Consider the following 22,103-nt stretch of genomic DNA (forward strand, 5'->3'; position numbering starts at 1 on the left):
ACCATGAGCGCTACCCGCCCCCGCCTGTACATACAGGAAGTCGCCACCCGCGACGGCTTCCAGAACGAAGCCCGCTTTATTGAAACCGACGACAAGATCGCCCTGATCGACCGCCTGAGCGCGTGCGGCTTTGCCAAGATCGAAGTCACCTCGTTCACCTCGCCGCGCGCCATTCCGGCGCTGCGCGACGCCGAAGCGGTGATGCAGCGCATTACGCGCCACCCCGGCGTCGGCTATACGGTGCTGGTGCCGAACGTGCGCGGCGCCGAGCGTGCGCTGTCGTGCGACGTCGATGAAGTCAATCTGGTCATGTCGGTGAGCGAGAGCCATAACCGCGCCAACCTGCGCATGAGCCGCGAGCAATCGTTCGCACAACTGCGCGATGTGATCGAAGTGGTAAGCAAGACACGTGTGGCCATCAACGTGTCGCTGTCGACCGCATTCGGTTGTCCGATGGAAGGCGATGTCGCCGAAGACGAGGTGCTCGGCTGGGTGTCACGCTTCGCCGCGCTCGGCGTGCACGGCGTGACGCTGTGCGACACGACCGGCATGGCGTACCCCAACCAGGTGCGGCAACTGGCGCAACGCACCCGCCAGGATTTTGCGCAACTCGAAACCACGCTGCACTTTCACAATACGCGCGGCATGGCGCTCGCCAATACGCTGGCCGCGCTGGAAGCCGGGATCGACCGCTTTGATGCGTCGCTCGGCGGCCTCGGTGGCTGTCCTTACGCACCGGGGGCGACCGGGAATGTCTGCACCGAAGAACTCGTGCATATGCTCGAGCTGAACGGCTACGACACCGGTGTCGATCTGGGCCAGGCGCTGGAAGCCGCAGCGCATCTGCCGGGGTTGATCGGCCACGACGTGCCGAGCCAGCTGCTCAAGGCCGGCCGGCGGCTCGACCTGCATCCCGCGCCTGAGCTTGAGGAACAGCGTCCGTCGGCGGGCTGAAGCGGCGGGCTGCGCAAGCGCCACGTGTGCGGGCGGTGTGAGCATGGGCCCGTGAGACGGGTGGGCCTTTCTTCAGGGCTGCGCGCCGCCGGCCTCATCGGCGCAGATACCCTCGCGCCCCACTCCAACCGTCTGCAAGGCCCCGTCCGCCACATACGGCACGAGGCCGTCCTTGCAGATGTTCTGCACCGTCTCGCGCTTGCATTGCTCATCGCCGGGAGCACAGTAGTCGATCGCGATCACCGGCAGCGCGTACTGCTCGCGAATGGTCTTCGCCTGTCCGAGCAGCCAGCTGCGATCGGCGGGCGGCACCTGGGTGTAGCGTTGCCTGGCCTGGTCCCAGCCGCTATAGAGCGATTCGAAGGCGACCGCATACACGAGATCGTGTACCTGCGGCAGGATCTCGAAGCCGCGGTTGAACATCAGCAGTGCTCGCGGATAACGCGCCTTGATGGCGCGGACCACCGCGACCAGTCCTGCCTGCTGGCGCTGCCGCGCGGCATCGGTTTTGGCGGCCAGCTGGTACGAGTCGAGCGTATCCAGAAAGAAGCCGCGATAACCCTTGCGCCACAGCGGCGCGATCACCTGCCTGACGTAAAACGCCGGCCAGCCGGGCGCGTCCTGATCGACCACCTTCGACGCCCACGCGGCGTTATGGCCGACCAGCCACTCCTTCGGCAGCGCCGCGTAATACGGCCGCTGCGGGCTCACCTCGCCGACGCTGACATACGCAAACCACGCGGTATGCCCCCCCTGTTGCGCCGCAGGATCGAAGCCGCTGTCCGGCTCGACCACCACCGCGTCGAAGCCGGACAGTGCATCGAGCGGCACCGGCGCCCCATAGAAAAACGCCACCGAGGGCAGCACGGGGACATTGGCCGCACGCGCGGCATTGCTCGCCGGGCCGGCGGTGGTCTGAGCCCCGGCCAGTGGCCCGAGACCGGCGGCCGTGCCGAGACAGGCCACCCAGGCGGCGAAGCGGCACAGCGTGCGCACCATGAACATTCGCATCTCGCGCTATCAGTTATGCAGCATGTAGGTTTCGTATTCGAGCCGGGCGAACTTGCGGTCCAGCGTCAGCACCGCGCCGACCACCAGAATCAGCAGCGCCAGCGCAAAGCCGTAACCGTAGGCGTTGGGACTCATCTGCAGCGTGATCCACGTCAGCGACCCGTTGAGCGCCACGAAGGCGATGCACAGCTTCAGCACGGTGCGGCGCGCGTCCAGATAGAAGAACACGTTCAGCAGGCCCAGCAGCACCACCTGCAGGCTGGCGGCAATCACGTCGACCGTCAGGAGCGGCATGTAGAGCGTCGAAATATGCAGCGCATGCAGGACGTTTTGCCCAAACGCGACGATCAGCAGCAGCACGATCGCCTGAATCTTGATGATTTCATAGAGACCCGAGCGCACGCTGCCCACCATCATGTCGCGCATATCCTGGATGTGGCGCAGCGTGGCGCCGCTGCGCACGGCGTCGTAGAACGCGTCGTAATACTCGACGAAATCCGCTTCGATGCGCACCAGAAACGTCGCCATGCCGGGCATCACGCACACATAGGCGATAAACACCGGGATATCGTAGATCACCGACGCATGCAGCCGCCCGATGACGGGGGAGCCGGTGCCGGGTGCGTACCAGAACATCAGCTTGTCGAGCCACACGCCCAGATTGAAAAAGAGGCCCACCAGCGCCAGCGTCGGATAGGCGAAGCGCCTGTCGAACACCTCGAAGGAAATCAGCCGCCCGCTGCGGTAGTTACGGTAAATCAGCCCCGAGAGTCCGCCCAGCAGCACGAGATGCCCCGCGACGAAGCCGCCCAGCAGTCCGACAATGCCATGCCGGTTCAGCAGCAAGGCGAACGCCACCGTACAGCCGTAGCCGATCAGGAACACAAACAGGATCTGCCGGTACTGCTTGACGCTGGAGAGAAAGATCACTCCGATCCAGATGTTGCTGACCACCACGAAGCCCGCCACCATCAGCACGCGGTACGCGAGCGGCGTACCCGGAAACCACAGCAGCATCGCCACAAAACTCAGCAGCCCGGCCGCGACCGTGCAGACCAGCACGACACCGTTGTAGTTCGACAGCACCAGATCGTCGCGCTTTTCAAACAGACGGTCGGAGATGAAGCGCGTGAACGACAGTTGCAGCGGTCCGGTCAGCACGAGGCTCAGCGAGATCAGATACGTCACCGAGACCTGAAACTGGACGATTGCATACTTCGGTATCACGAAGGCGAGGCTCATCACGCCGATAATCAGGATGCCGAAGATAGACAGGATCAGCGGTCCCGAGCTGATCAGGCCGGCATACGCATAAGCGCGCGCCACACCGAACAAGGTCTCATGTCTGAGGATCTTGCGCAGTTCGAAACCAATCCCGGCCATTAGCGTGTCTCCCCGGTTTGAGCGGCGCGCGCATCCGCCGACGCGCCGTGGTGCACCGGACAGCCGCCCGAGGCAGGATTGCGCGCCCCGCGCTTCGCGTCCGGCACGGCGGCGAGCTGGTCGTAGAGGGTGCGGTAGCTGCCGGTCATCTGCGCCTTGGTGTAGTAGCGGCGCACCCGTGCGAGGCCGGCGGCTTGCGCCGCGAGCCAGCGGGCGTCGTCGTTGAGCAGCGCGACTACGGCTTGCGCGAAGGCTGCCGCATTCGCGATCTGCACGACCGCGCCGGCGCGGCCCAGCGCGCGGTCTTCCTCGCTGAAGCCCTCGATCAACTGGCGGCACGAGCCCACGTCCGTGGTAATGGACGGGATGCCGGCCGCAAAGCCCTCCAGCACCACGAGCGGCAAGGCCTCGCTGATCGAGGTCAGCGCGATCACGTCGATTTTCGGCAGCACCGCGTCGATGCGCTGAAAGCCGAGGAATTTCACGTTGTCCGCGAGGCCCAGACTCTCCACCAGCGCGCGGCATTCGAGCGCATAAGCCGGGTCTTCCTCTTCCGGTCCGATGATCCAGCCTTCGATATCGGGCATGCTGCGCGAGGCCACGAACATGGCGCGGATGAAGGTCTTGATGTCCTTGATCGGCACCACCCGGCCAATCAGCGCTACCACCCGGTGCGGACCCGCCACGCGTTGTTCGACGAGCGGCGCGAGACCGTCGACGTCCACGCCGTTCGGAATGCTGCGAGTGCGCTCGGCGGCGGCGCCGTCGGCGACCTGGCGCAGGCGGTTCGCTTCATACAAGGCCACGATCTCGTCCGCGGCGTCATAGGCAAGCTTGCCGATCGCCTCGAAAAAGCGCACCCACAGTTCGCGGAAATAGCTGATACGCGAGATGTCGCGCTCGAACGCGCCCCGGTTGTCGCGAATCCACTGGCTCTGCAAGAGGTCGATCTTGCGCTCTTTCGTATAGATGCCGTGCTCGGAAATCAGCAGCGGGCGCCCCGTGCGATAGTGCAGCAGCGCGCCCAGAAAGCCCGCATAACCCGTCGACACCGTGTGATAGACGCGCGCCGGAATCAGCTTCTCGGCGACATTCGCCAGCTGCCACAGCGGCTTGTGCATGATCCGCACGGTCCAGAAGTAGTCGGTGAACGACGGGTCGGTACAGTACTTCTCGTACTGCTCGACAATGAACTCCCACGACTGGCGGCTCGTCAGAAACTGCGTCTCGTTGAGTGTGCCGTGCTCGCCGAGCGTGGGCACCATCCCGGCCATCAGCGCGCCCACGTCGGCGCCGCGCGTGTCGCGCAGCGCCGCGTGCAGCTCGGCCGATCTGGCAAATGCCGCCGCGTCGCCCTCGATCTCCCGCGGCCGATGCGCGTCGGCCGATGCCGCTTCGTAAAGGTAGTGAGTCTCCAGATGGACGACGTTGTCGGGCAATTCGTAGGCCGCGCCGTTATAGTCCTCCTCGCGGCTGCCGATGAAGACGATCGCAAAGCGCGTCTCAGGATAGGCTCGCAGCATTTCATTGACCCAGCTCGACACCCCGCCGCGCACGAACGGGAAGGTGCCTTCCAGCAGCAGGCAGACATCGGCATCGGCGGCGCGCCGCATCAGGGACTCTTTCATGACGACCAGTAAGTCACAGTGGGTTTGAGCGTCGGCAGCGCAGCGGCGTTGCCAAGTGTTGCGAGCAAGTGACCGGTCTGGCCGTAGTCGCCGCGCAGGAAGGCCACTTCGGCAAGCCACGGAATCAGCCGTTCGCGCGGAAAGCCCAGTTCAAGGGCACGTTCCATATACTGCCCCGCTTCGTTGGGCCGGCCTTCGGCCAGCGCGAGACGCCCGCGGATCAGCCACAGTGCCGCATCCTTCCCGTCGGTGGCGAGCGCCGCGCGAGCGTAGCGGTCGGCCTGTTCGAGCGTATGGCGGTACACCGCGCCCTGCACGAGGTTCTGATAGACCAGTTCGAAGTACAGTTCGGCGAGGCGCCGGTTGATGGCATGGCGCTCGTTGTCATCCTGAGCCTGTTCGAGCGCCTTGCCGGTAGCGAAGATCTTTTGCATGATCTCGTTCTCGGCCTGGTCGAGCGTGCCATACGCAATCAGGCGCACGTCCTCGATCGGGTCGGCCAGCAGTTCGCGCAGCAGGCTGCCGGTAGTGCGGGTGGGCATGCTCTGGATGGCAACGAGCGCGCTCAGGCGGTCGGTGGACGACACCTGGGTATTGATCAAGCGTGCCTGCAAACGGGCGCCGCCGCCGTGCGAAACGCGCGACACCAGATAGGTGACGAACTCGGGGCGCGGCACGTCGGCAAGCAGGTCGCTGTCCCGCGTCCCCGGAAACCACGCGGCCCAGGCGCAGCTCACGAGCAGCACCAGGCCGCCGCCCAGCGGCACGAAGGTGCACAACACCCATAGCAGCAGCAGCGTCCACAGGCGCGGCTCACGGTAGCGCAAAGGCAGCATCTGCCGCAGCAGCAAGGCCTGCACGAACGCTACCAGCGCCTGCGCCGCAAAACCGGCCAGCAGCGGATCGACGCCCGCCGGCGCATGCGCGAAAGCGAGGTACGCCAGATACTCCACGAGCAGATAGCTGGCAAACGGTGCGGCGAAACGCGCGGCAAAATGCACAGCAAAATGCACAGCAAACTGCGCAGCGAACCGCAGTGCGTTGGCGGGCGCGGACATGGGCTTAGACATCGAGGCCGCTGCGCTTCAGAAGGCGCTGCAGCGCCGGGCCCGGCTCCATGGCGCCCAGGTGCAGCGTATGCACGCCAACGCGGGCCCCCTCCAGATCCAGGTTGAACTGGGCCGAGAGGCTCGATTCGATACGCGCCAGATAACCGTCGATGCCGGTGGTGTCGGTGGCCGGCATCAGGTTCACCAGCACCGATTGCGAGGCGGTTTGCACCGGCCACATCAGGTCAAGCGCGCGGCGGCGACGAATCACATGCTCGAACAGCGAGTCGCCGGCTTCGTCACGCGGAAACGCCAGCGCCACCATCGACGAGGCGATACCGGCGTCGCGCTGCAGGCGCGTGAGGCGGCCAAGATCGAGCGCAAAATCGTATGGACAACCTGGCACAGCCGCGAGAATCCCCGACACGAGGCTCGCGTGCTCCACGCCATCGGCGTAGTAGCCGAGCAGCACCAGCAGCAGTTGCAGGTTGTCGAAGTTCAGCGAGAGGAACGGCATGCGCTTGATGACGAGCATCGCCAGCAACTGGCCGTCGGCGCTGACCAGCGGCGCGCACACCAGGTATTGCGATTGCGCGGCCGGAATATCCTCGGTTTTCAGATGCGCAACGCTCATTGTGTGGATGGCATGCGTGACCAGTTCGTCATCCGGCGCCCATTCGAAGTCGTCGCCTACCCGCGCGGCGGCGTCGGTGCCGAGCCGGCCGTCGCGTACCGGGTACAGTGCCGCGACTTCGATCTGACACACCTGGGCGACGAATTCGAGCAGGCCATGTGCGCCCGGCAAAGCACGCAGCGGCGCGGCGCTTGCAGGGGGTTGTGCGGTTGCGGCGTGCCCGCCCGCTTCAGCGTGGGCCGCGTTAGCGGTCCGGGCCGCGCCCGGGGCCGCAGCGCCCTGCTCCGCCTCCTGCGCCGTCACGGACAGGCGGCGCAGTTCGGTAATCGAATCGCGCAGCGTGGTGGGCTTCGACAGCAGATCCTTCTCGAGCCGCTCGTGCGACAGGCGCATCAGGTAGTGGCTGTTGGTGATCGCCACCAGCCGGTCGTTCAGGTAGTCGTTGATGGTCGAGGCGCGGGCCGCGCGATGGCCCCAGGTATCGCCGAAGTGGCCGGCAATCACGGTCTGCACCAGGCCGCCGACAAACACCATCACCGGCCAGGGATCGGTGGCCGGATAGAGCAGCTTCCATGCGCCGAGCAGCAGCGCGCCTGCCAGCAGGCCCGGCAAGGTGCCGTAGCGTAGCGCCACGATCAACGGCGCAAACCACAACCACGGAAAGCCCGCATGCAGCAGCAGGGGATCACGATGGTCCGCCAGCCAGCTCACGCCGACCACGGCCACAATGAACACAACCGTCTCGACAATGGCGAACGGCCGCGTCACGGCCGGCATCACGAAACGGCGCACCCGCCCCAGGTTGCCGAAGGGATTGGAGGTGCGCGTCTTCGCGGCGGCGGAAGCAGGTGGCATGGCAGCGGTATTCACGGCCCTCTCCTTGATGACTTGGCGTAGTGCCGGTCAACGGCACGCGGCGGGTATGGCATTCAACAATGCAGCGATTCGTAGTGGCGGCTCAGTGGCGTAACCCAGAGGCGTAACCCAGAGGCGTAACCCAGAGGCGTAACCCAGAGGCATAACCCAGAGGCATAACCCAAAGGCATAACCCAAAGGCGCAACCCAATGGCTCGACTTGATTCAAGACGCGCTCAGTGACGCGGCGCAAGCGGCGCGAGCACACTGCCGATCAGCGAAGTCGCCACACTCGACAGGCTCGAACGGCTCCAGCCGCTGCGCGCGCCCGTCGCACTCCAGACCACCTGGCCCGACTGCACGTCGATCAGCTCCAGCGTGAGTCCGACCACCGGTTCTCCGTCGACGCCGGTCTTGTAGCGCCACTCTTCCACCGCGCCGGTCAGGACATACTTGACCTGCTGCGACTGCGCCCACTCGAGTTTCTGCTCGGCACCCTCGCGCTGTGCGGTGTCGAAGAGCGCGTTGGAGCCGGCATCCGCAGGCGCGAAGCGCACGTCCTTCAGCCCGTTGGTGCGCAGCACGCTGGCCGCGATCGAGGCCGCGCTGCTGCCGGCCGACGGCGTTTCCGTGTAGTTGGCGATGGTTGCGACCGCAACCGGATCGCCCGCGCCCAGTGTCGGCGCGGCGGTTTGCCTGAGCGTCCCGCAGCCCGCAAGCAGCATGGAGGCGGCCAGCGCCGCAACACACCACGAAGACCACGAGGTCAGACGCTGACTGCTCTTGAATCCGCTCTTGAATCCGTTCATTGAAGCACTCCTCAGATAACGTCGATTTATATTCCGGCTGCCCTGCCGCAAGCACTGCAAGCCTCCACACGGTCTTGCCGCATGCCGCGAGCTGTACAAGCGCAGCCGCTTCGCTCTATCAGTAGAACCAGCTATAACGCGCGCCGATCACGGTGACCGGGGCCGAGCCAACCTGCGACACACTTTCATGCTCCAGATACAGCGCCGCATGATCGCCACCGAATACGCTGCCGGCCACCCCCAGGCTGACCTGCGGCCCCCACCCCTGCACCGAGTTGTGCACGATGCCCACATCGAGGAACGGCCGCCAGCGATGCGTGTACTGATCGAGCAAGTCGTTACCGAAGCCGAAGAACAGGCCGTACTGCGCATAGGTCAGCGGCATGAAGGTAGCGGCGCTGGCCGGCCCTGCGCTCAGTGGCGAGAGACGCGAGATCAGCGCGTCGGCCGCGCCGCTTGCGCCATACTCGCCACGCGCCCCGGCGAGGCGCACGGTGAAGTCCGGATAGCCGGTGCGGATCTTGTAGCCAATTTCGCCCGAGGACAGCACGCCGCTGCCCAGGTAGTCGCGTGCCTGACTATAGAAGCGGTCCGCCTCGAGCGTGCCCGACGCGTAGATACGCGTCGTCATGCGCCAGTTGAAGCCGCCTGTCAGGTTGTCCTTCATGCCGCCTATCAGCAGCGCCTGGGACTCGGTCGCGCTCTGGTCGCGGCCGGCGCTGCCCGTCAGCGTGAGGTTCGAGTTGCGGCCGAGTTCGCCCGCGAAATTGAACGTATAAAAACTGTCGAGCCCTTCGCGCCGGCCGCCGGTCACCTGCAACGCGGTATCGAGCGTCTGGCGGCGGACAAAGAAATCCAGCGCGCGGTCCACACCGGGCACATTCACCAGTTGCGTCTGATCGACCGACCATTGATAGCGTTGCGTGCCGATCACGCCGATCATGTAGCGGTCCGCCACCTTCATGCTGCCGTTGAGCGTCTGCTCCACGTAATCGAGCGGGTGTTCGACGTAGTTCTCCACCGTCGTGCCGAGCGACTGCGGCCAGCCGAGCGCCGTCTCGGTGAGACGCGTATGCAGCTCGCTGTCTTCCGGCGCACCGTCGAGACCGTTGAAGGCGAGTTGCTCCGCCTGGCCCGGACGGTCGAGCGCGATGGTGGCGTCGATGCGGCCGTACAGCGGCAGGCGCGCGCCCTCCTTGTCGACCAGGCGTTCCATGGCCGCCGTATCGCCCTCGGCCAGCGCAATTGCGAGCTGCGAGTCGGCCGGTTGCGCGAGGCGGTTGCCGTACTGCTCGGCGAGCCAGCGTTTGGCAAGCGGATTCGCCTCGTGCGACAAGGCCCAGGCCACGGCGACGTCCTTCGCCACCGCCGACTTGAGGCGCCCATCGTCCAGCGCCTTGACGGCCGCGGCCGGCGGCGCGGGCGGCAGGCCCGGTGCATCGCCGAGCAGCGTGCGGCGCAGCGCGGTATTGTCGTTGCGGCCGGCGTCGTGCTTCAGCAGATCGTCAAGCAGTCCTCTGGATACATCGGCGTCGGCAAAGATTGCCGCCAGCGAGACACGCCGGCCTCTCACCTGTTCGCGCGCTTCGGCATCCTGCGAGGCACGCCGTTTGAGCGCCGCCTGGGCGCCGCTGCCGCCGTGCTGCACGGCCTGCTCGTCGAGTTCGATCTGACGCCACACCTTGCGGCGCAGCGACCAGGCGAGATCGGGCCGCCCGGCCATCTCCTGCGCGTCGGCCAGCGTCAGCAGCCACAGCGGGTCACGCGACATCAGCGCCGACTGCAGGCGCAGATACTGCAGCGCCGCGACCGGCCGGTTCCTGCGCAACTCCGCCGCGGCAAACGGCCCCCACAGCAGGCTGTTCTGGGCCGCGTCGTCGCGCCAGCGTGCGAGCACCTTGCGCAGATCGGCGTCGCTGCCGTAATCGACCAGCGTCCAGATCAGCGCCGCGCGCACCTCGGGTGTGGCGCCGGGAAGATCCACGGCGCGCTCCAGATCGTGCAGGGCGTCGAGCGGCCGGCCGGTCTGCCGGTAATACTCGGCGCGTACGCCGAGAAAGTCCGGCGACTGTTCGGCCGCCGCGCGCTGCTCCGGCGTCAGGCTATCGAGCAAGGCGGCGACGCGGTCCATTGCCTGCGCGTCGGTGTAGTAATAGATCGCGGACTGCAGCGCACGCGGCGTGTTGTCGCGCTCGTACTGCAGTTGCGCGGTGCGGCCGGCGTCGAGCGGATACGCGTCGTAGAAGTACGTCATCGCGCTCAGGTCTTCGGAGGTTTCCTCGCCGCTCGCAAGCAGATGTTTGTACGCGTCGTTCGCCACCTTGTCCTGTTGCAGCAGGCGTGCAAGCTGGGCATCGTTGCGCCAGAACAGCACGTCGTCGTCACGTGCGCCGGCACGCGCCTGCTCCAGCACAGCGAGCGCGTCGGCATACTTGCCCTGGCGATACAGAATGCTCGCTGCGTGCAATGCATACGACGTGTTGCCCGGCTCGCTCGCCTGCAGCTTGCGCCAGATGGCAAGCGCCTCGTCGTCGTGGCCCGCGCGCTCGGCGAGAATCGCCATGCGTTCGTCGATCGCGTGACTGCCCGCATCGCGCGTATGCGCCTGCAGGAAGGCCAGTCCGTCGTCTGGCCGGCCGAGGCGCTCGTAAGTGGCAATCACCGAGTCCACCAGCTTCAGGTCGCCGGGCGCTGCGTTCGACGCATGCACGAGCGCGGCGAGATAGGCCGAGTCGTCGTTGAGCATCGGCGCGAGACGCAGCACGTTGCTCCAGCCGAGCGGATCGTTCGACGCCTGCGCGTAACCCAGCCAGGATTGCAGCGCGAGCGGCGCCGCGCGGTTCCATTCGGCCACCTGGGCGAGACGCTTGAGCCAGAGGGCCGAGTGCGGGTCTTTGGCGACCTGCGCGGCGGCGACCTTCTGCGCGTTGTCGAGGTCGCTCGATTCGAGAAACGCCTGATAGACGAGGCTCGCGACATCGACGCCGGCCGGGGCGGCAGCGGTTGCCGATGCCGATGCCGATGCCGCGGCGGCGCCCGGCTCGTTCGACTCGTTCGACTCGCCCGATCGGCCCGATTCGTCCGAGCCAGCCGGATTGCCGTTCGCAGCGACGCTCAGCGCTACGCGCAACACCCGCTCCCGCATGGGCTGCAACATGCCGCTGCCGCCTTGCGGACCATCCATATACGTATAAGCCCCGGGCGGGTGTCCTGGCTTCCGCCCTGCCCGCAACACCAGCGACGCCAGCGCGAAGCCGCCGAACGGTCTCCGTAGTCCCTGTAGCCCACGCGGCTCGTGCGGCTGCGCACTGGTGTATTTCATCAGTGCCTTCGCATACTGGTCGACCCGCTCGGGCCGTTGCGCGGCACGCGCGAGATTGAGCAGCACGATCAGCGTATCGCGGTCGTTGGCGAGCGTGCCGACATGTTCGTCGGCTGCCTGCAGCGCCTCGACCAGCAGGTTGCCCGACTGCAGCGCGCGAATGCCCGCAATGAAACAGCGGCGCTGCTCGTCGCGCGTCTTTGCGTCCGCCTGCTGCTGAAACCAGGCGGCGGCGGCGCGGCGGTACTGGCCGACCCACAGCCCGTACTTCGCCACCTCGGCATTCCAGCGCTGACGATCCTGCGGATCTTGCGCCGCGAGGCGCGCATACAGTTGCACAGCCAGCTCCGGCGCGCCGACAGCGGCAGCACGCGCGGCGAGAATCTCCAGCTCGGTGTTGTCCCAGGCGAGACCGGCCACCGCCGCAAGCTGCGCGCGCAGCGCCGCGAGCGCGGCCGCGCGGCGCGGATCGCCGGCCGGAATCGCGAACGCCTCCCGCTCGGCCACCGTCAGGCGCAACAGGGTCGCGGCGCGATGCAGTTCGTCGCTATGCTGGTCGTCCATGCGCTGGGCGATGCGCTCGGCGTCGTCGTCGCGGCCCAACTGCGCGTACTGCGCGCCGAGCGTGGTGAGCAGTTCGGCGTTTTCGGGCTGCACGCGCAGCCAGGCTTCCAGATAAGCCGCGCTCAGGTCGCTCGGCTCAGCTGCCGCGGTCATCCGCTCGCGCAGGCCGCCGTGCGGGTAGGTGGCGTAAAACGTCGGCACCACCACCGCTGCGAGCAGCAGTACCAGCCAAGGGGAAGCAATGCGCGGGCGGCTAGTGTCCACAGGCGATCTCGACGCGTTGATACTCGACCTGCTGGGCGGCGACGCCCGCGGTGTCGAAACGCAGCAGCGCACCGTCGCGCCGCACGGCCACCGGCTTGCCGCCGACATTCGCGCTACAGGTTTGTGCGTTGGCCAGCGTGACGAACGGCTGGTAGTAGCCGCCGAACTCGAAGCTCATGCCATTGGCAGTGGAGCGGAAGTTGCGCACGAAACCATTGGCCTCGGCGATGTACGGCAGCGCACGCGCTCCGTTGGCGCCGCCCGCACCGCTTGCGCCGTTGGCGCCGAGTGCAAAGCGCGCCTCCCCGCCATCGATATGGATATAGGTCCCGTCCGGTCCCGCAGCGAAACCGGTCACGCCCGAGGCCCCGTCGAGCAGCGGCGCATTCGCGCCCGGCCAATGCAGCTCGCGCACTTCGCCGTTGCCGCGCACCACCCAGCCGTCGCGGCTGCCCACCTGACGCGCCACCGCAAACGAACGCCAGTCGAGCACCTTGCGGATATAGTCGGTCACATGCACCGGCAGCACCGGCTGCGTGAGCACGGCCGAGAAAATCTGGTCGAGCGCGCGCAGCGAGGCCACCTTGGTGCCGCTATACATGTGGTAGTAGATATCGATCGGCTTGAAGCGGCGCGGCCGGTCGGTCATGTCGAAGGTTTCGAGCACGCGCGTGAAGCCGTAGAACGGCCCTTGCCAGTCGTTCGTATAAACGTTTTCATCCTGGTTCGGCGCGTACACCTGATAGGCGCCCGGTCCCTTGTCCACCCCGATCGGCGCGATATTGGTCCAGCTCGGCGCGGACTTCGTGATGACAGTGTCGCCGCCGTTGAAGTTGTAGACGCCTGCTTCGTACACCTTACGTACCACGATGCCCGGCGGCTGGCAGTCGCCGGACCATTGCAGCACGACGGTCTTCTTGCCGGGCGGCGCGAGGCGCGAGTTGATGTAGTCGATCGACCCGCTCACTTCGCGGTCGATATTGAAGCTGTAGCCCGGAATGTTCAGCGAGAACGCCGCATCGCCGCCGCCGCGGTCCACCCTGGCGCCGTTGCTGTTCACGTTTTCCCACTGGAACGGATGCGAGTAGGTATGCGTGCCGATCTCCACATACGGCAGCGCAAACATCTTGCGGGCAATCTCCTCGAGACGCGGCGAGATCTTCGGATACAGCCCGGCCGCCCCCACCTCCCCTTCGATCACCGAGAGCGTCATCGGAATCTTGTAGCGGGTGAAAATCTGCTCGTACAGCGCTTCGCCCGAATAGTCGGGACCGGGAAATTCGGCGCGCGAGGCGAAGCCGTCGCCGTCGACATGGGTCATCAGCAGGCGCCGGCCGTTTTCAGTGGTGACGCTCGGCGACGGCATGCCCGGCAGACGCAGCGCGGCGGCGAGGAACTTGAGCGGTTCGATGGCCCAACGCTCCTGGCCGATGCTATCGAGCGACACCGAGGTGTACGGGTTCAGCGCATAGCCGCCCCAAGGCGTCAGCGCGACCGGGTCGATCAGCGCGCCGTTGGCCGACAGGCGCAGCAGCGAGTGGCTTTTCACCCCGGCACGCACGCCGAGCAGGTCACGCGGATCGGGCCGCGGATCGATCTCGAAGCCGACCATCGGGTCGCGCGCGATCACGTTCACCGGCGCGACCATCGTGCCCGGCACGGCCTGCAGATCGAGCGCATCGCCGATCGCGCCGGTGGGATCGAAACCGAACTGGCCGAGGAACACCACCGGCACATGGTCGACGATGCGTGCAGCGATCCAGCGCTGCCATGTCTGCGGGTCGGGCAAGGCGTTGCCCTGCAGCCAGGCGACCACGCCGGCATAGCGGTCCGGCGTGATGCTGGCCGGCAAGGGTTTGGAAAAATCGGCGTACTCGACGTCGTAGCCGAGGTAGTTGAGCGGCGTGGCGAGATCGCGCACGCCGACGCTCAGATCGAGCGGCTCCCGGGTGTCGCGGTCCTGCACGACGAGGATCTTGCGCGGCAGCACCTCGATCGCCCCCACGCCGACGATATCGCGGGCGACGCTTGTCACGTAAGGAATAACCGCGGGCGCAGCCCCAGGTTCAGCCCCGCTGGCAAGCACCTGCGCCGCCGTGCTGCGGGCACAGTCGCGGTCGGTGCGCGGGCAATATTCGAGCGAGACGACCGGCACGCCGGTCTGCTGCGTGAAGCTGCGCGCCGCGGCCAGCCGGCTCGCGCGCGCTGCCTCCGGTACGTCGACCGGCAAGGTGCCGGTGTCGTTGAGGCCGCGCACCAGCGAGTCACCCACCACCGCATAGAGCGTTTTCGCGTGCGGCGCGGCGGCCTGCAGCGCATTTGGCCCGGCCACCACCAGACGCGCCTCCGGATGCGCCGCGTGGATCGCTTCCGCGGCAGCAATCTCGGCCGGCGTGTCGAGCAGGACACCCCGATAGCCGCGCGCCCACAGCGGCTCGACAGACTGCACGACCTGCCCGGTTGTCGCGCCGGTATCGGCGGGACGCATGCGGGCTATCCAGACCGTGTGCGCCAGCGGATGCGCCGCCGGGTCGAAACCGCGCGCGGGATCGAGCACCACGGCATCGAACGCCTGCAACTGATCGACCGGCGGATTGGCGGCGTAGAAGAACGCGAGGTTCGGCTGCGGAGCATGGCCGGCAGCGTTCGCGGGCGCATCGGCTGCGTGGGCGTCTTGCCACGGCGCCGCGCCGGCGCCAAGGACGGCGAGCACTGCCCAAAACAGCGTGCGGCAAAGCGCTGCACTTTTCCACAGCGTGCAGTCCGATGACGCATTCAAACGGCGTGGGCGTTTAAAACAGACCCACCGCTCGATAATCGCGCGCCTTGCGATTCGCTTGACGAGTAGCCCCACCCCCTGGAGCCCCACTCGCACGCCGAATATCGGCGCAATCCTCACTCTCATCTGATTTCTTATGAACTCTTTGGATGTTTTATTGGCAACCGGTGATACACGGCCTTGCCAATCCGGCCAAATCTACCGATTCGACTTCAAACGCTGCCGATATTTACCGGTCAGCTTCCCAGATACGGGAAAAACAAATGGTCAGATTCACGCAGTGGCCAACAGGATTGAGCGCGATACAGGAGGCATGGCCAACACAGTGAATCGGCGCGCATTCTAACGCGTTCCGCCAATCCCGGAATCATTATTTTTGCGACAAAGTTATCACTCAACCTTAGTCAGATCAAAAGGCTGGCAGTCAATTATGAGATAAATCAAGGGGAGCGGGCTGACGCAAACGTTTTCCGGAAACGAAGCGATCCCAGATACTAAAGATTGATTTGACTATCTTTAACATTTCAATCCACGCACTCAGCTTCGAACGGTCGTTCTTTTTATTCGCATTTAAGAAATCCGCGCAAACGTTATCGCATGAAACTTCGCGGGACGTTAATTATCCTTTTGTGTCCGAATATCGAAAGCGCCATTCGTGCGCATTTCGTGCGCCATACGTGCGAATTTCGTGGCCCATTCCGGGCCATTCAAATTGACGAAGTGCGCGTGCAGCAAACGCCCAACACATGGCGGCAAATTCCGCCCTTGCGGCCTGCAAGCCGCGCCCAAACCGCAGACCTGCCGATAGAATGCGCGGTGGGTTCGTTGCGCCTGTTTCGCCAGGCATCCCCATAGCCTTTCATCACTCCATCCACCCTTCAGGCCAGGCAGCGCATGAAGAGCAGCATCATGAGTCTGGCGGTCAGCCGCCACCATCGCATTGCGGCCTATGGCGTGTCCGGTCTCATTCTCTGCGTGATACTGGCCATCTTGCCGGTAGCCGGTGTCGCTGCGCCCAGAGTGGCTGCCTTCCTGCCGTTGTTCGCGATGGCCGTGTTTATCACTGAAGGCCTCACCGCCTATCTGCTGTGGACGCAGTTCATGATTACCCGCGGCGCGTTTCTCGCGGCGCTAGCCGGCGCCTATGCGTACACCTCGGTGGCGGTGGCGATCCAGTTGATGGTGTTCCCCGGCGTGTTCTCGCCGGGCGGACTGCTCGGGGCGGGGCCGCAAAGCGCAGTCTGGATCTGGGCTTTCTGGCATGGCGGCTCGCCCATTCTGATCCTCGTCGCGCTATACGTGCGGCGCCGTTTCCCCAATCCGCTGCCACGCGCGCGACTCCGTCTCGCGGGCCTTGCGCTGATGGGCGGCCCAGCGTGCCTGTCGCTGCTGGTTTGCATGCTGGCCATTCGCGGCGCGGCAGCGCTACCCCAGCTTGTCGACGCCCAGTCGTACCAGCGCCTGCAGCACAGTCCCCCGGGCATCAGCGTCGCGGTGCTGAGCGCAGTCGCGCTGCTCTATCTGGTGATCACCACGCGGCTGCGAACCCTGCTCGAACTGTGGCTCGGCGTGGCGCTGTTTGCCGGTCTCGGCGACGTACTCGTGACGCTGGTGGCGAACTCGCGCTACAGCGTGGGCTGGTACGTCGCGCGGCTCGAATCCGTGCTGGCGTCGAGCACCGTGCTCGGCGTGCTGATCTGGGAGATCAGCCATCTGTACCGCGAACTGCACGCGGCCAATGCGCGGCTTGCCGAACACGCGTCGCGCGACGGCCTGACCAGCATCTTCAACCGGCGCTACTTCGAGGAACGCTACCCGTTGGCACTCGGCCAGGCCAACGCGGCGCAACGCGCGCTATCGATCCTGATGGTCGACATCGATCACTTCAAACGCTTTAACGACACGTTTGGCCATTTGCACGGCGACGAATGCCTGGTGGCCGTGGCGGGTGCATTGCAGGCGGGTCTGAGGCGCAGCGGCGATTTTGTCGCCCGCTTCGGGGGAGAGGAGTTCGTGGTGGTGCTGCCGGATTGCGACCGCGAAATGGCTACGCGCCTTGCGGACATGTTGCATACAGCAGTCGCCCGGCTCGAAGTCGCCGCGCCTTGCAACGAGGTGGGCGGTGTGAACGTATGTGTGAGCGTATCGATCGGCGCGGCGACCTCCACCCCCGCTGAGCCGATCCCGGCTGCCGAACTCCTCGCGCACGCCGACGCGGCCCTGTACCGCGCCAAGGAAGCGGGCCGCAATCGCGTCACAGCATGGCACACGGCGCCGTTGGCGCGTACGGACGATGCGCCGGCATCCCCGGCTTCCGTGCACGCCCATTAGCGCCGCCCCCCCGGGTTAAGCGGCAGTCCAGCGCCCCGTTGTTCGTTTCCGGCTAGCTCGCCGCCGCGCCAGGATTCAGTTCGCTGTGCAGCACGACCAGCCAGCGGCGCGGGCAATCGGCGGCAATCTGCGGCCCTTGCTGGCCGTCGCGCGCAGCGGCAACAAAACCCTTCTGCCGGGCGAAGCCGAACGCGCGGCGCGCGTCGGCTTGCAGCCACATCGATACCAGGCCGCAGGTCACGAAGCCGAACACCGAGACGATCTGCGGCGAGAGCGCCGGATCGATCTGGTGTGCTAACAATGTGAATGCGCTGGTCAGAATCTGGCTGGCGACAATTGCGACCAGCACAACCTTGAGCATGCCTCGCAACATCATTCCTGGTCTTGGGGGCACCATCTGCTTCTTCGGTCCTTCTGCTGGTTTGTTCAGGGGGTCGCGCATGGATGCGTGTGAATAGTCAGGCCGCGCAGGCGATATGCCGGCGTGGCAGTTCGAGCCGCTGCGACCAGCTGGCGAGACTGCGCGCGGCCACGGCGGGTTTGGAGAGAATGGCGCTGTCGTAGCGTTTGCCGTCAAAGCGCTGGAAGTCGACGATGCGAAAGCCGTGGCCGCGATAGAAGGCAATCAGATGCGCGGCGGGCTGCGGAGTATCGAGGGCAAGTTCCGCATAGCCGCGCGTGGCGGCCCAATGGTCCGCGAAGGCGAGCAGCAGCGTGCCGATGCCGCGCGCCTGCCAGGCCGGCTCGACGCCGAACTGACGCAGGCTCGCGACCTCGCCATGGCGGTACAGTTCGCAGGGCGAGTCGCGATCCGGCGCATAGAGCGTCATGGTGCCGACCATGCGGCCGTCGCACACCGCTATATAGCAATCGCCGCTCATGGCCCGCGAACGGGTAATGGCGGCGCTCTGATCGACGCAGGTGCAGTTCAGACCCATTGCGCCCAGCCGCTCGAACGCACGGTGCAACATGGTTGTGAGCGCATCGAACGAATCGCGCGCCGGATCGAAGCGCCGCAGTTCGATGCGGCCGAGGCCGTGCCGCACGTAGTCGATCCGGACAGGCTGTTGCTGGGCTGCGCGTCGATTCACCATGGCCATCCACATTCATCAGGTTAGTTGAAGTGTAGGTTTGGCCGGGGAGCGCCCGCAAGAAAAAATCTCGTAAAAACTGCGTGGCACGCGCCGAGCGCGTTGAGCCTCAAGCCAGTTGCGGCACGGTCTCGCCGAGCTGCAACTCCTCGCACAGGAACGTTTGCAAGGCTTGCACGGCGGTGGCCTGGTTACTGGCGACGCTGCGCGCGAACAAGCCGAAGTCCGCGGTGGGCGGCTCGGGCAAGCCATCGTTTGCGCCCAGCACGCGCATCGCGTCAGGACGGATATTGCCTTCGAGCAGCACGGCCACACCCAGCCCCGCCTCCACCGCCGACTGTACGGCCGGCAAGCTGGTGCTGGTGCATACGACGCGCCACGCAAAACCGGCACGCCTGAGCAAGGTCAGGACCTGCTGTTGCCACAGGCAACCGGCGCCGAACGCGACAATCGCCAGAGGTTCGTCGGGCGAGCGGCTAAAGCCACGCGCCCCGACCCAGAAAAGCGGCTGGGTCCATGCAAAGAGCGGGGTGGCTTCGATCAACGCCGGATCGCCCACGACCACATCGAGACTGCCCTCGCCGAGCCGCTGCGACAAGGCCTCGCTGCCATCGACGACAATCTCCAGCGCCACTTGCGGATACGCCGACGAGAAGCGCCGCAATGCATGCGGCAAACGCCCCACCGCAATATCTTCGAGCAGGCCAAGACGGACGGTGCCCGCCACCTGCTCCGCGCTCAGCGCCCGGCGCGCATCGGCTCCCGCACCGAGGATCGTGTGGGCATACGGCAGCAGCCGGTGGCCCGCATCGGTCAGACGCACGCCGCGCGGCGAGCGCTCCAGCAGGCGTTGCCCGACCTCTTCCTCAAGCCGTCGCAACTGCATGCTGACGGCCGCCTGGGTGCGTGCGAGCCGCATGGCCGCGGCACTGACGGCGCCGGTCTCCACGACCGTGACGAAGGCGCGCAGCAAGCTGCTATCGAGATCACGCATTATCAACGCCCTTGATGTCGGCATAAGAAATATCAGCTTATCTTAATGCCGCGAGCATGGTTATGATGGGCAGACTCCATTCGAAGAGACCGTCATGCAGGACAACAACACGCTCGCCCCTGCTCGCGGGGTGCATGGCGCCGGGGGCGCCGGCGATACGCATGACGCCGGGGGCGCCGGCGATACGCACGGCGCCGCGGCCGCAGCAGCCTCCCCGCCCGCTGCACACCCGGCCGGCGCGTCGCGGCGCGCAGCCGGCCTCGCGGCGTTGCTCGCCATGCTGTCGATGTCGAGCGTGCAGTTCGGCGCCGCCCTCTCCGCACCCGCCATGACGGCCTACGGCTCGTTCAGCACGACATGGCTGCGCCTCTGCTGGGCCGCGGCCGTGCTGGCCCTGATCGTCCGCCCGCCCCTGCGCAGCTATGCGCGCTCGCGCTGGCTCGCCGCCGGCACGCTGGGCGTGGCGATGGCCGGCATGACCCTGTGCTTCTTCGCGGCGCTCCAGCGCATTCCGCTGGGTCTCGCGGTCGCCATCGATTTCCTCGGCCCGCTCACGGTCGCCACCTTCGGCGTGCGGCGTCTGCGTGCGCTCGTCTGGCCGGTCCTCGCCATCGCGGGAGTACTGTTGCTCGCGCACGATCGCGCCGGCTGGGTCGGCAACCCGCCCGGCGTGGTGCTGGCGTTCGGCGCTGCGTTGGGATGGGGCAGCTATATCGTGCTGATGAAGAAGACCGGCGCGCTGTTTGCGGGTCTGGAGGGGCTATCGGTGTCGCTGCTCGCCGCCGCCGTGGTGGCGACACCGTTCGGTCTTGTCGAAAGCGGCGGCCACATCCCGCTTGCGCAACTCGGCGCCACCGCCGGCCTCGCGGTGCTGGTGCCGCTCCTGCCGTATGCGCTGGAGATGATCGCGCTGCGTCATATGCGCGCCTCGTCGTTCGGCATCCTGATGAGTATCGAACCGGCAATCGGCGCGCTGGCCGGTTTCGTCGTGCTGCGTCAGCCGCTCACCGTGCCGCAGCTCGCCGGCATGCTGCTGGTCGTCAGCGCCAGTTTGGGGGTGGTGCTGGCGGCGCCTTGAAGGCCGCGTCGGCTACGGGCACGGTGGGTGCGGCCGCGGCATTCCCCGCCCCGGCGCGCAAGCGGCGCCCGCCCAGCGCGGCACGCAGGCGATCGCGATCCAGCTCCTTCTCCCAGGCCGCCACGACGATGGCCGCGACGCCATTGCCGATGATATTGGTCAAGGCCCGGCATTCCGACATGAAGCGGTCGATGCCGAGGATCAGCACCATCGCCGTCACCGGAACCGTGGGCACGACCGAAAGACTTGCCGCCAGCGTGATAAAGCCCGCCCCCGTGACGCCCGTCGACCCCTTCGAGGTCAGCATCGTGACCGCGAGCAAGGTCGCCTCCTGGGTGACGCTCAGGTGGGTGTTGGTCGCCTGGGCGAGAAACAGCACGGCCAGCGTCATGTACAGATTGGTGCCGTCCAGATTGAACGAGTAGCCCGTGGGCACCACCAGCCCGACGATCGCACGCGGGCAGCCAAGACGCTCGAGCTTCTCCATCAGTTGCGGCAACGCCGCCTCCGAGGTCGACGTGCCGAGCACGATCAGCAGTTCGTCCTTGATAAAGCCAAGCAAGCGCCAGATGCTGAAACCGCACAGGCGGGCGATCACGCCGAGCACCACGGCCACAAACGCAAAGGCGCTCAGGTAAAACACGCCGATCAGCTTGAGCATGGGCAAGAGCGAGCCGATGCCGTAGCGGCCGATCGTGAACGCCATCGCGCCGAATGCGCCGAGTGGCGCGAGCCGCGTGATCAACTGGACGATACGAAAGAACGTCTTGGAGAGCGCCTCGATGAGCTCGGCAACCGGTTTGCCCGCATCGCCCAGCAGCGAGAGCGCCGCGCCGAACAGCATGGCGATCAGCAGCACCGGCAGGATATCGCCTTGCACGAAAGCACCGACGAAGGTCTCCGGAACAATGTGCAGCACGAAGCCCGCTACGCCCTCGCCGTGCGCCGCCTGGCTCACGTAGCCGGACACCGTGCTGCCGTCGAGCGTGGCGGGGTCGACGTTGAAGCCCTTGCCGGGGCCAAGCAGATGCGCCGCCAGCAGACCGACCAGGAGCGCGAGCGTCGACACCGCTTCGAAATACAACAACGCCTTGCCGCCCACGCGGCCGACTTTTCTCATGTCGCGCATGCTGGCAATACCCGTGACCACGGTGCAGAAAATCACCGGGCCAATAATCATGCGGATCAACCTGATGAAGGTATCGCCGAGCGGCTTCATGGCGATAGCGCCGGCGGGTGCAAAATGACCGAGCAGGATGCCGGCTGCAATTGCCAGCAGAACCTGCACATAAAGAATCCGGTAGAACGGTTTGCGCTGCATGTCTCCTCCTTTTTTGGGCAAAGCGGTGCCCTGCTC

The 22,103-nt window shown here is 66.0% G+C and carries 15 protein-coding genes; 3 read left to right on the forward strand and 12 right to left on the reverse strand.

The genetic code is table 11. The features are described from left to right. Nucleotides 1–3: 3 nt before the first annotated feature. Entirely contained in the window at nucleotides 4–954 is a 951-nt protein-coding gene (locus FFS45_RS24720) for a hydroxymethylglutaryl-CoA lyase (RefSeq protein WP_137957260.1), read from the forward strand. A gap of 72 nt (nucleotides 955–1,026) precedes the next feature. On the opposite strand, the gene FFS45_RS24725 is transcribed toward FFS45_RS24720, so the two are convergent. From FFS45_RS24725 to FFS45_RS24760, 8 genes are all read right to left on the reverse strand, one after another. Beyond that, nucleotides 1,027–1,965 (reverse strand): endo alpha-1,4 polygalactosaminidase, encoded by a 939-nt coding sequence (locus FFS45_RS24725; protein ID WP_137957261.1) that lies wholly within the window; start codon nucleotides 1,963–1,965, stop codon nucleotides 1,027–1,029. Nucleotides 1,966–1,974: 9 nt separating this feature from the next. Then, nucleotides 1,975–3,348 carry an exopolysaccharide Pel transporter PelG gene (pelG, locus tag FFS45_RS24730; protein WP_137957262.1) on the reverse strand — a complete coding sequence of 458 codons (1,374 nt, stop codon included), beginning with the start codon at nucleotides 3,346–3,348 and terminating at the stop codon, nucleotides 1,975–1,977. Continuing rightward, nucleotides 3,348–4,976: a GT4 family glycosyltransferase PelF gene (pelF, locus tag FFS45_RS24735; RefSeq protein WP_137957263.1), complete on the reverse strand. Its 1,629-nt coding sequence runs from the start codon at nucleotides 4,974–4,976 to the stop codon at nucleotides 3,348–3,350. Before pelF ends, pelG begins: the two co-directional genes overlap by 1 nt. After that, nucleotides 4,973–6,046, reverse strand: a complete 1,074-nt coding sequence (locus FFS45_RS24740; protein ID WP_249362912.1) for a hypothetical protein — start codon at nucleotides 6,044–6,046, stop codon at nucleotides 4,973–4,975. Before FFS45_RS24740 ends, pelF begins: the two co-directional genes overlap by 4 nt. Beyond that, on the reverse strand, nucleotides 6,039–7,529 hold the full coding sequence (locus FFS45_RS24745) for a PelD GGDEF domain-containing protein (protein WP_171029738.1): 1,491 nt from the start codon (nucleotides 7,527–7,529) through the stop codon (nucleotides 6,039–6,041). The genes FFS45_RS24740 and FFS45_RS24745 overlap by 8 nt, the downstream gene beginning before the upstream one ends. Nucleotides 7,530–7,750: 221 nt before the next feature. After that, nucleotides 7,751–8,323 carry a penicillin-binding protein activator LpoB gene (locus FFS45_RS24750; RefSeq protein WP_137957264.1) on the reverse strand — a complete coding sequence of 191 codons (573 nt, stop codon included), beginning with the start codon at nucleotides 8,321–8,323 and terminating at the stop codon, nucleotides 7,751–7,753. Nucleotides 8,324–8,441: 118 nt separating this feature from the next. Continuing rightward, nucleotides 8,442–12,473: a tetratricopeptide repeat protein gene (locus tag FFS45_RS24755; protein WP_171029739.1), complete on the reverse strand. Its 4,032-nt coding sequence runs from the start codon at nucleotides 12,471–12,473 to the stop codon at nucleotides 8,442–8,444. Beyond that, nucleotides 12,463–15,186, reverse strand: a complete 2,724-nt coding sequence (locus tag FFS45_RS24760) for a sugar ABC transporter (RefSeq protein WP_249362916.1) — start codon at nucleotides 15,184–15,186, stop codon at nucleotides 12,463–12,465. Before FFS45_RS24760 ends, FFS45_RS24755 begins: the two co-directional genes overlap by 11 nt. A 960-nt stretch (nucleotides 15,187–16,146) precedes the next feature. Between FFS45_RS24760 and FFS45_RS24765 the strand changes: the two genes are divergently transcribed. After that, nucleotides 16,147–17,583 carry a sensor domain-containing diguanylate cyclase gene (locus FFS45_RS24765; protein ID WP_137957266.1) on the forward strand — a complete coding sequence of 479 codons (1,437 nt, stop codon included), beginning with the start codon at nucleotides 16,147–16,149 and terminating at the stop codon, nucleotides 17,581–17,583. Between the two features lie 52 nt (nucleotides 17,584–17,635). On the opposite strand, the gene FFS45_RS24770 is transcribed toward FFS45_RS24765, so the two are convergent. The 3 genes from FFS45_RS24770 to FFS45_RS24780 form a co-directional block, all read right to left on the reverse strand. After that, nucleotides 17,636–17,944: a hypothetical protein gene (locus tag FFS45_RS24770; RefSeq protein ID WP_249362913.1), complete on the reverse strand. Its 309-nt coding sequence runs from the start codon at nucleotides 17,942–17,944 to the stop codon at nucleotides 17,636–17,638. Nucleotides 17,945–18,041: 97 nt separating this feature from the next. Beyond that, nucleotides 18,042–18,677: a GNAT family N-acetyltransferase gene (locus FFS45_RS24775; RefSeq protein WP_137957268.1), complete on the reverse strand. Its 636-nt coding sequence runs from the start codon at nucleotides 18,675–18,677 to the stop codon at nucleotides 18,042–18,044. A gap of 106 nt (nucleotides 18,678–18,783) precedes the next feature. After that, nucleotides 18,784–19,692, reverse strand: coding sequence for a LysR substrate-binding domain-containing protein (locus FFS45_RS24780; RefSeq protein ID WP_171029740.1), 909 nt, complete (start codon nucleotides 19,690–19,692; stop codon nucleotides 18,784–18,786). Between the two features lie 70 nt (nucleotides 19,693–19,762). Between FFS45_RS24780 and FFS45_RS24785 the strand changes: the two genes are divergently transcribed. Then, on the forward strand, nucleotides 19,763–20,746 hold the full coding sequence (locus FFS45_RS24785) for an EamA family transporter (protein ID WP_137957270.1): 984 nt from the start codon (nucleotides 19,763–19,765) through the stop codon (nucleotides 20,744–20,746). Here FFS45_RS24785 and FFS45_RS24790 read toward each other — a convergent pair. After that, entirely contained in the window at nucleotides 20,709–22,067 is a 1,359-nt protein-coding gene (locus FFS45_RS24790) for a dicarboxylate/amino acid:cation symporter (protein ID WP_137957271.1), read from the reverse strand. The two genes, FFS45_RS24785 and FFS45_RS24790, sit on opposite strands and share 38 nt — an antisense overlap. Between the last annotated feature and the right edge of the window lie 36 nt (nucleotides 22,068–22,103).

The organism is Burkholderia sp. 4M9327F10, from assembly GCF_005503145.1.
Taxonomy (GTDB): Bacteria; Pseudomonadota; Gammaproteobacteria; order Burkholderiales; family Burkholderiaceae; genus Paraburkholderia.

What these genes read in the sequence shown, in the direction of transcription:
- FFS45_RS24720 (WP_137957260.1), top strand. Translation starts at nt 4, where the DNA reads ATGAGCGCTACCCGCCCCCGCCTGTACATACAGGAAGTCGCCACCCGC.
- FFS45_RS24725 (WP_137957261.1), bottom strand. Translation starts at nt 1,965, where the DNA reads ATGCGAATGTTCATGGTGCGCACGCTGTGCCGCTTCGCCGCCTGGGTG.
- pelG (WP_137957262.1), bottom strand. Translation starts at nt 3,348, where the DNA reads ATGGCCGGGATTGGTTTCGAACTGCGCAAGATCCTCAGACATGAGACC.
- pelF (WP_137957263.1), bottom strand. Translation starts at nt 4,976, where the DNA reads ATGAAAGAGTCCCTGATGCGGCGCGCCGCCGATGCCGATGTCTGCCTG.
- FFS45_RS24740 (WP_249362912.1), bottom strand. Translation starts at nt 6,046, where the DNA reads ATGTCTAAGCCCATGTCCGCGCCCGCCAACGCACTGCGGTTCGCTGCG.
- FFS45_RS24750 (WP_137957264.1), bottom strand. Translation starts at nt 8,323, where the DNA reads ATGAACGGATTCAAGAGCGGATTCAAGAGCAGTCAGCGTCTGACCTCG.
- FFS45_RS24765 (WP_137957266.1), top strand. Translation starts at nt 16,147, where the DNA reads ATGAAGAGCAGCATCATGAGTCTGGCGGTCAGCCGCCACCATCGCATT.
- FFS45_RS24770 (WP_249362913.1), bottom strand. Translation starts at nt 17,944, where the DNA reads ATGCTCAAGGTTGTGCTGGTCGCAATTGTCGCCAGCCAGATTCTGACC.
- FFS45_RS24775 (WP_137957268.1), bottom strand. Translation starts at nt 18,677, where the DNA reads ATGGTGAATCGACGCGCAGCCCAGCAACAGCCTGTCCGGATCGACTAC.
- FFS45_RS24780 (WP_171029740.1), bottom strand. Translation starts at nt 19,692, where the DNA reads ATGCCGACATCAAGGGCGTTGATAATGCGTGATCTCGATAGCAGCTTG.
- FFS45_RS24785 (WP_137957270.1), top strand. Translation starts at nt 19,763, where the DNA reads ATGCAGGACAACAACACGCTCGCCCCTGCTCGCGGGGTGCATGGCGCC.
- FFS45_RS24790 (WP_137957271.1), bottom strand. Translation starts at nt 22,067, where the DNA reads ATGCAGCGCAAACCGTTCTACCGGATTCTTTATGTGCAGGTTCTGCTG.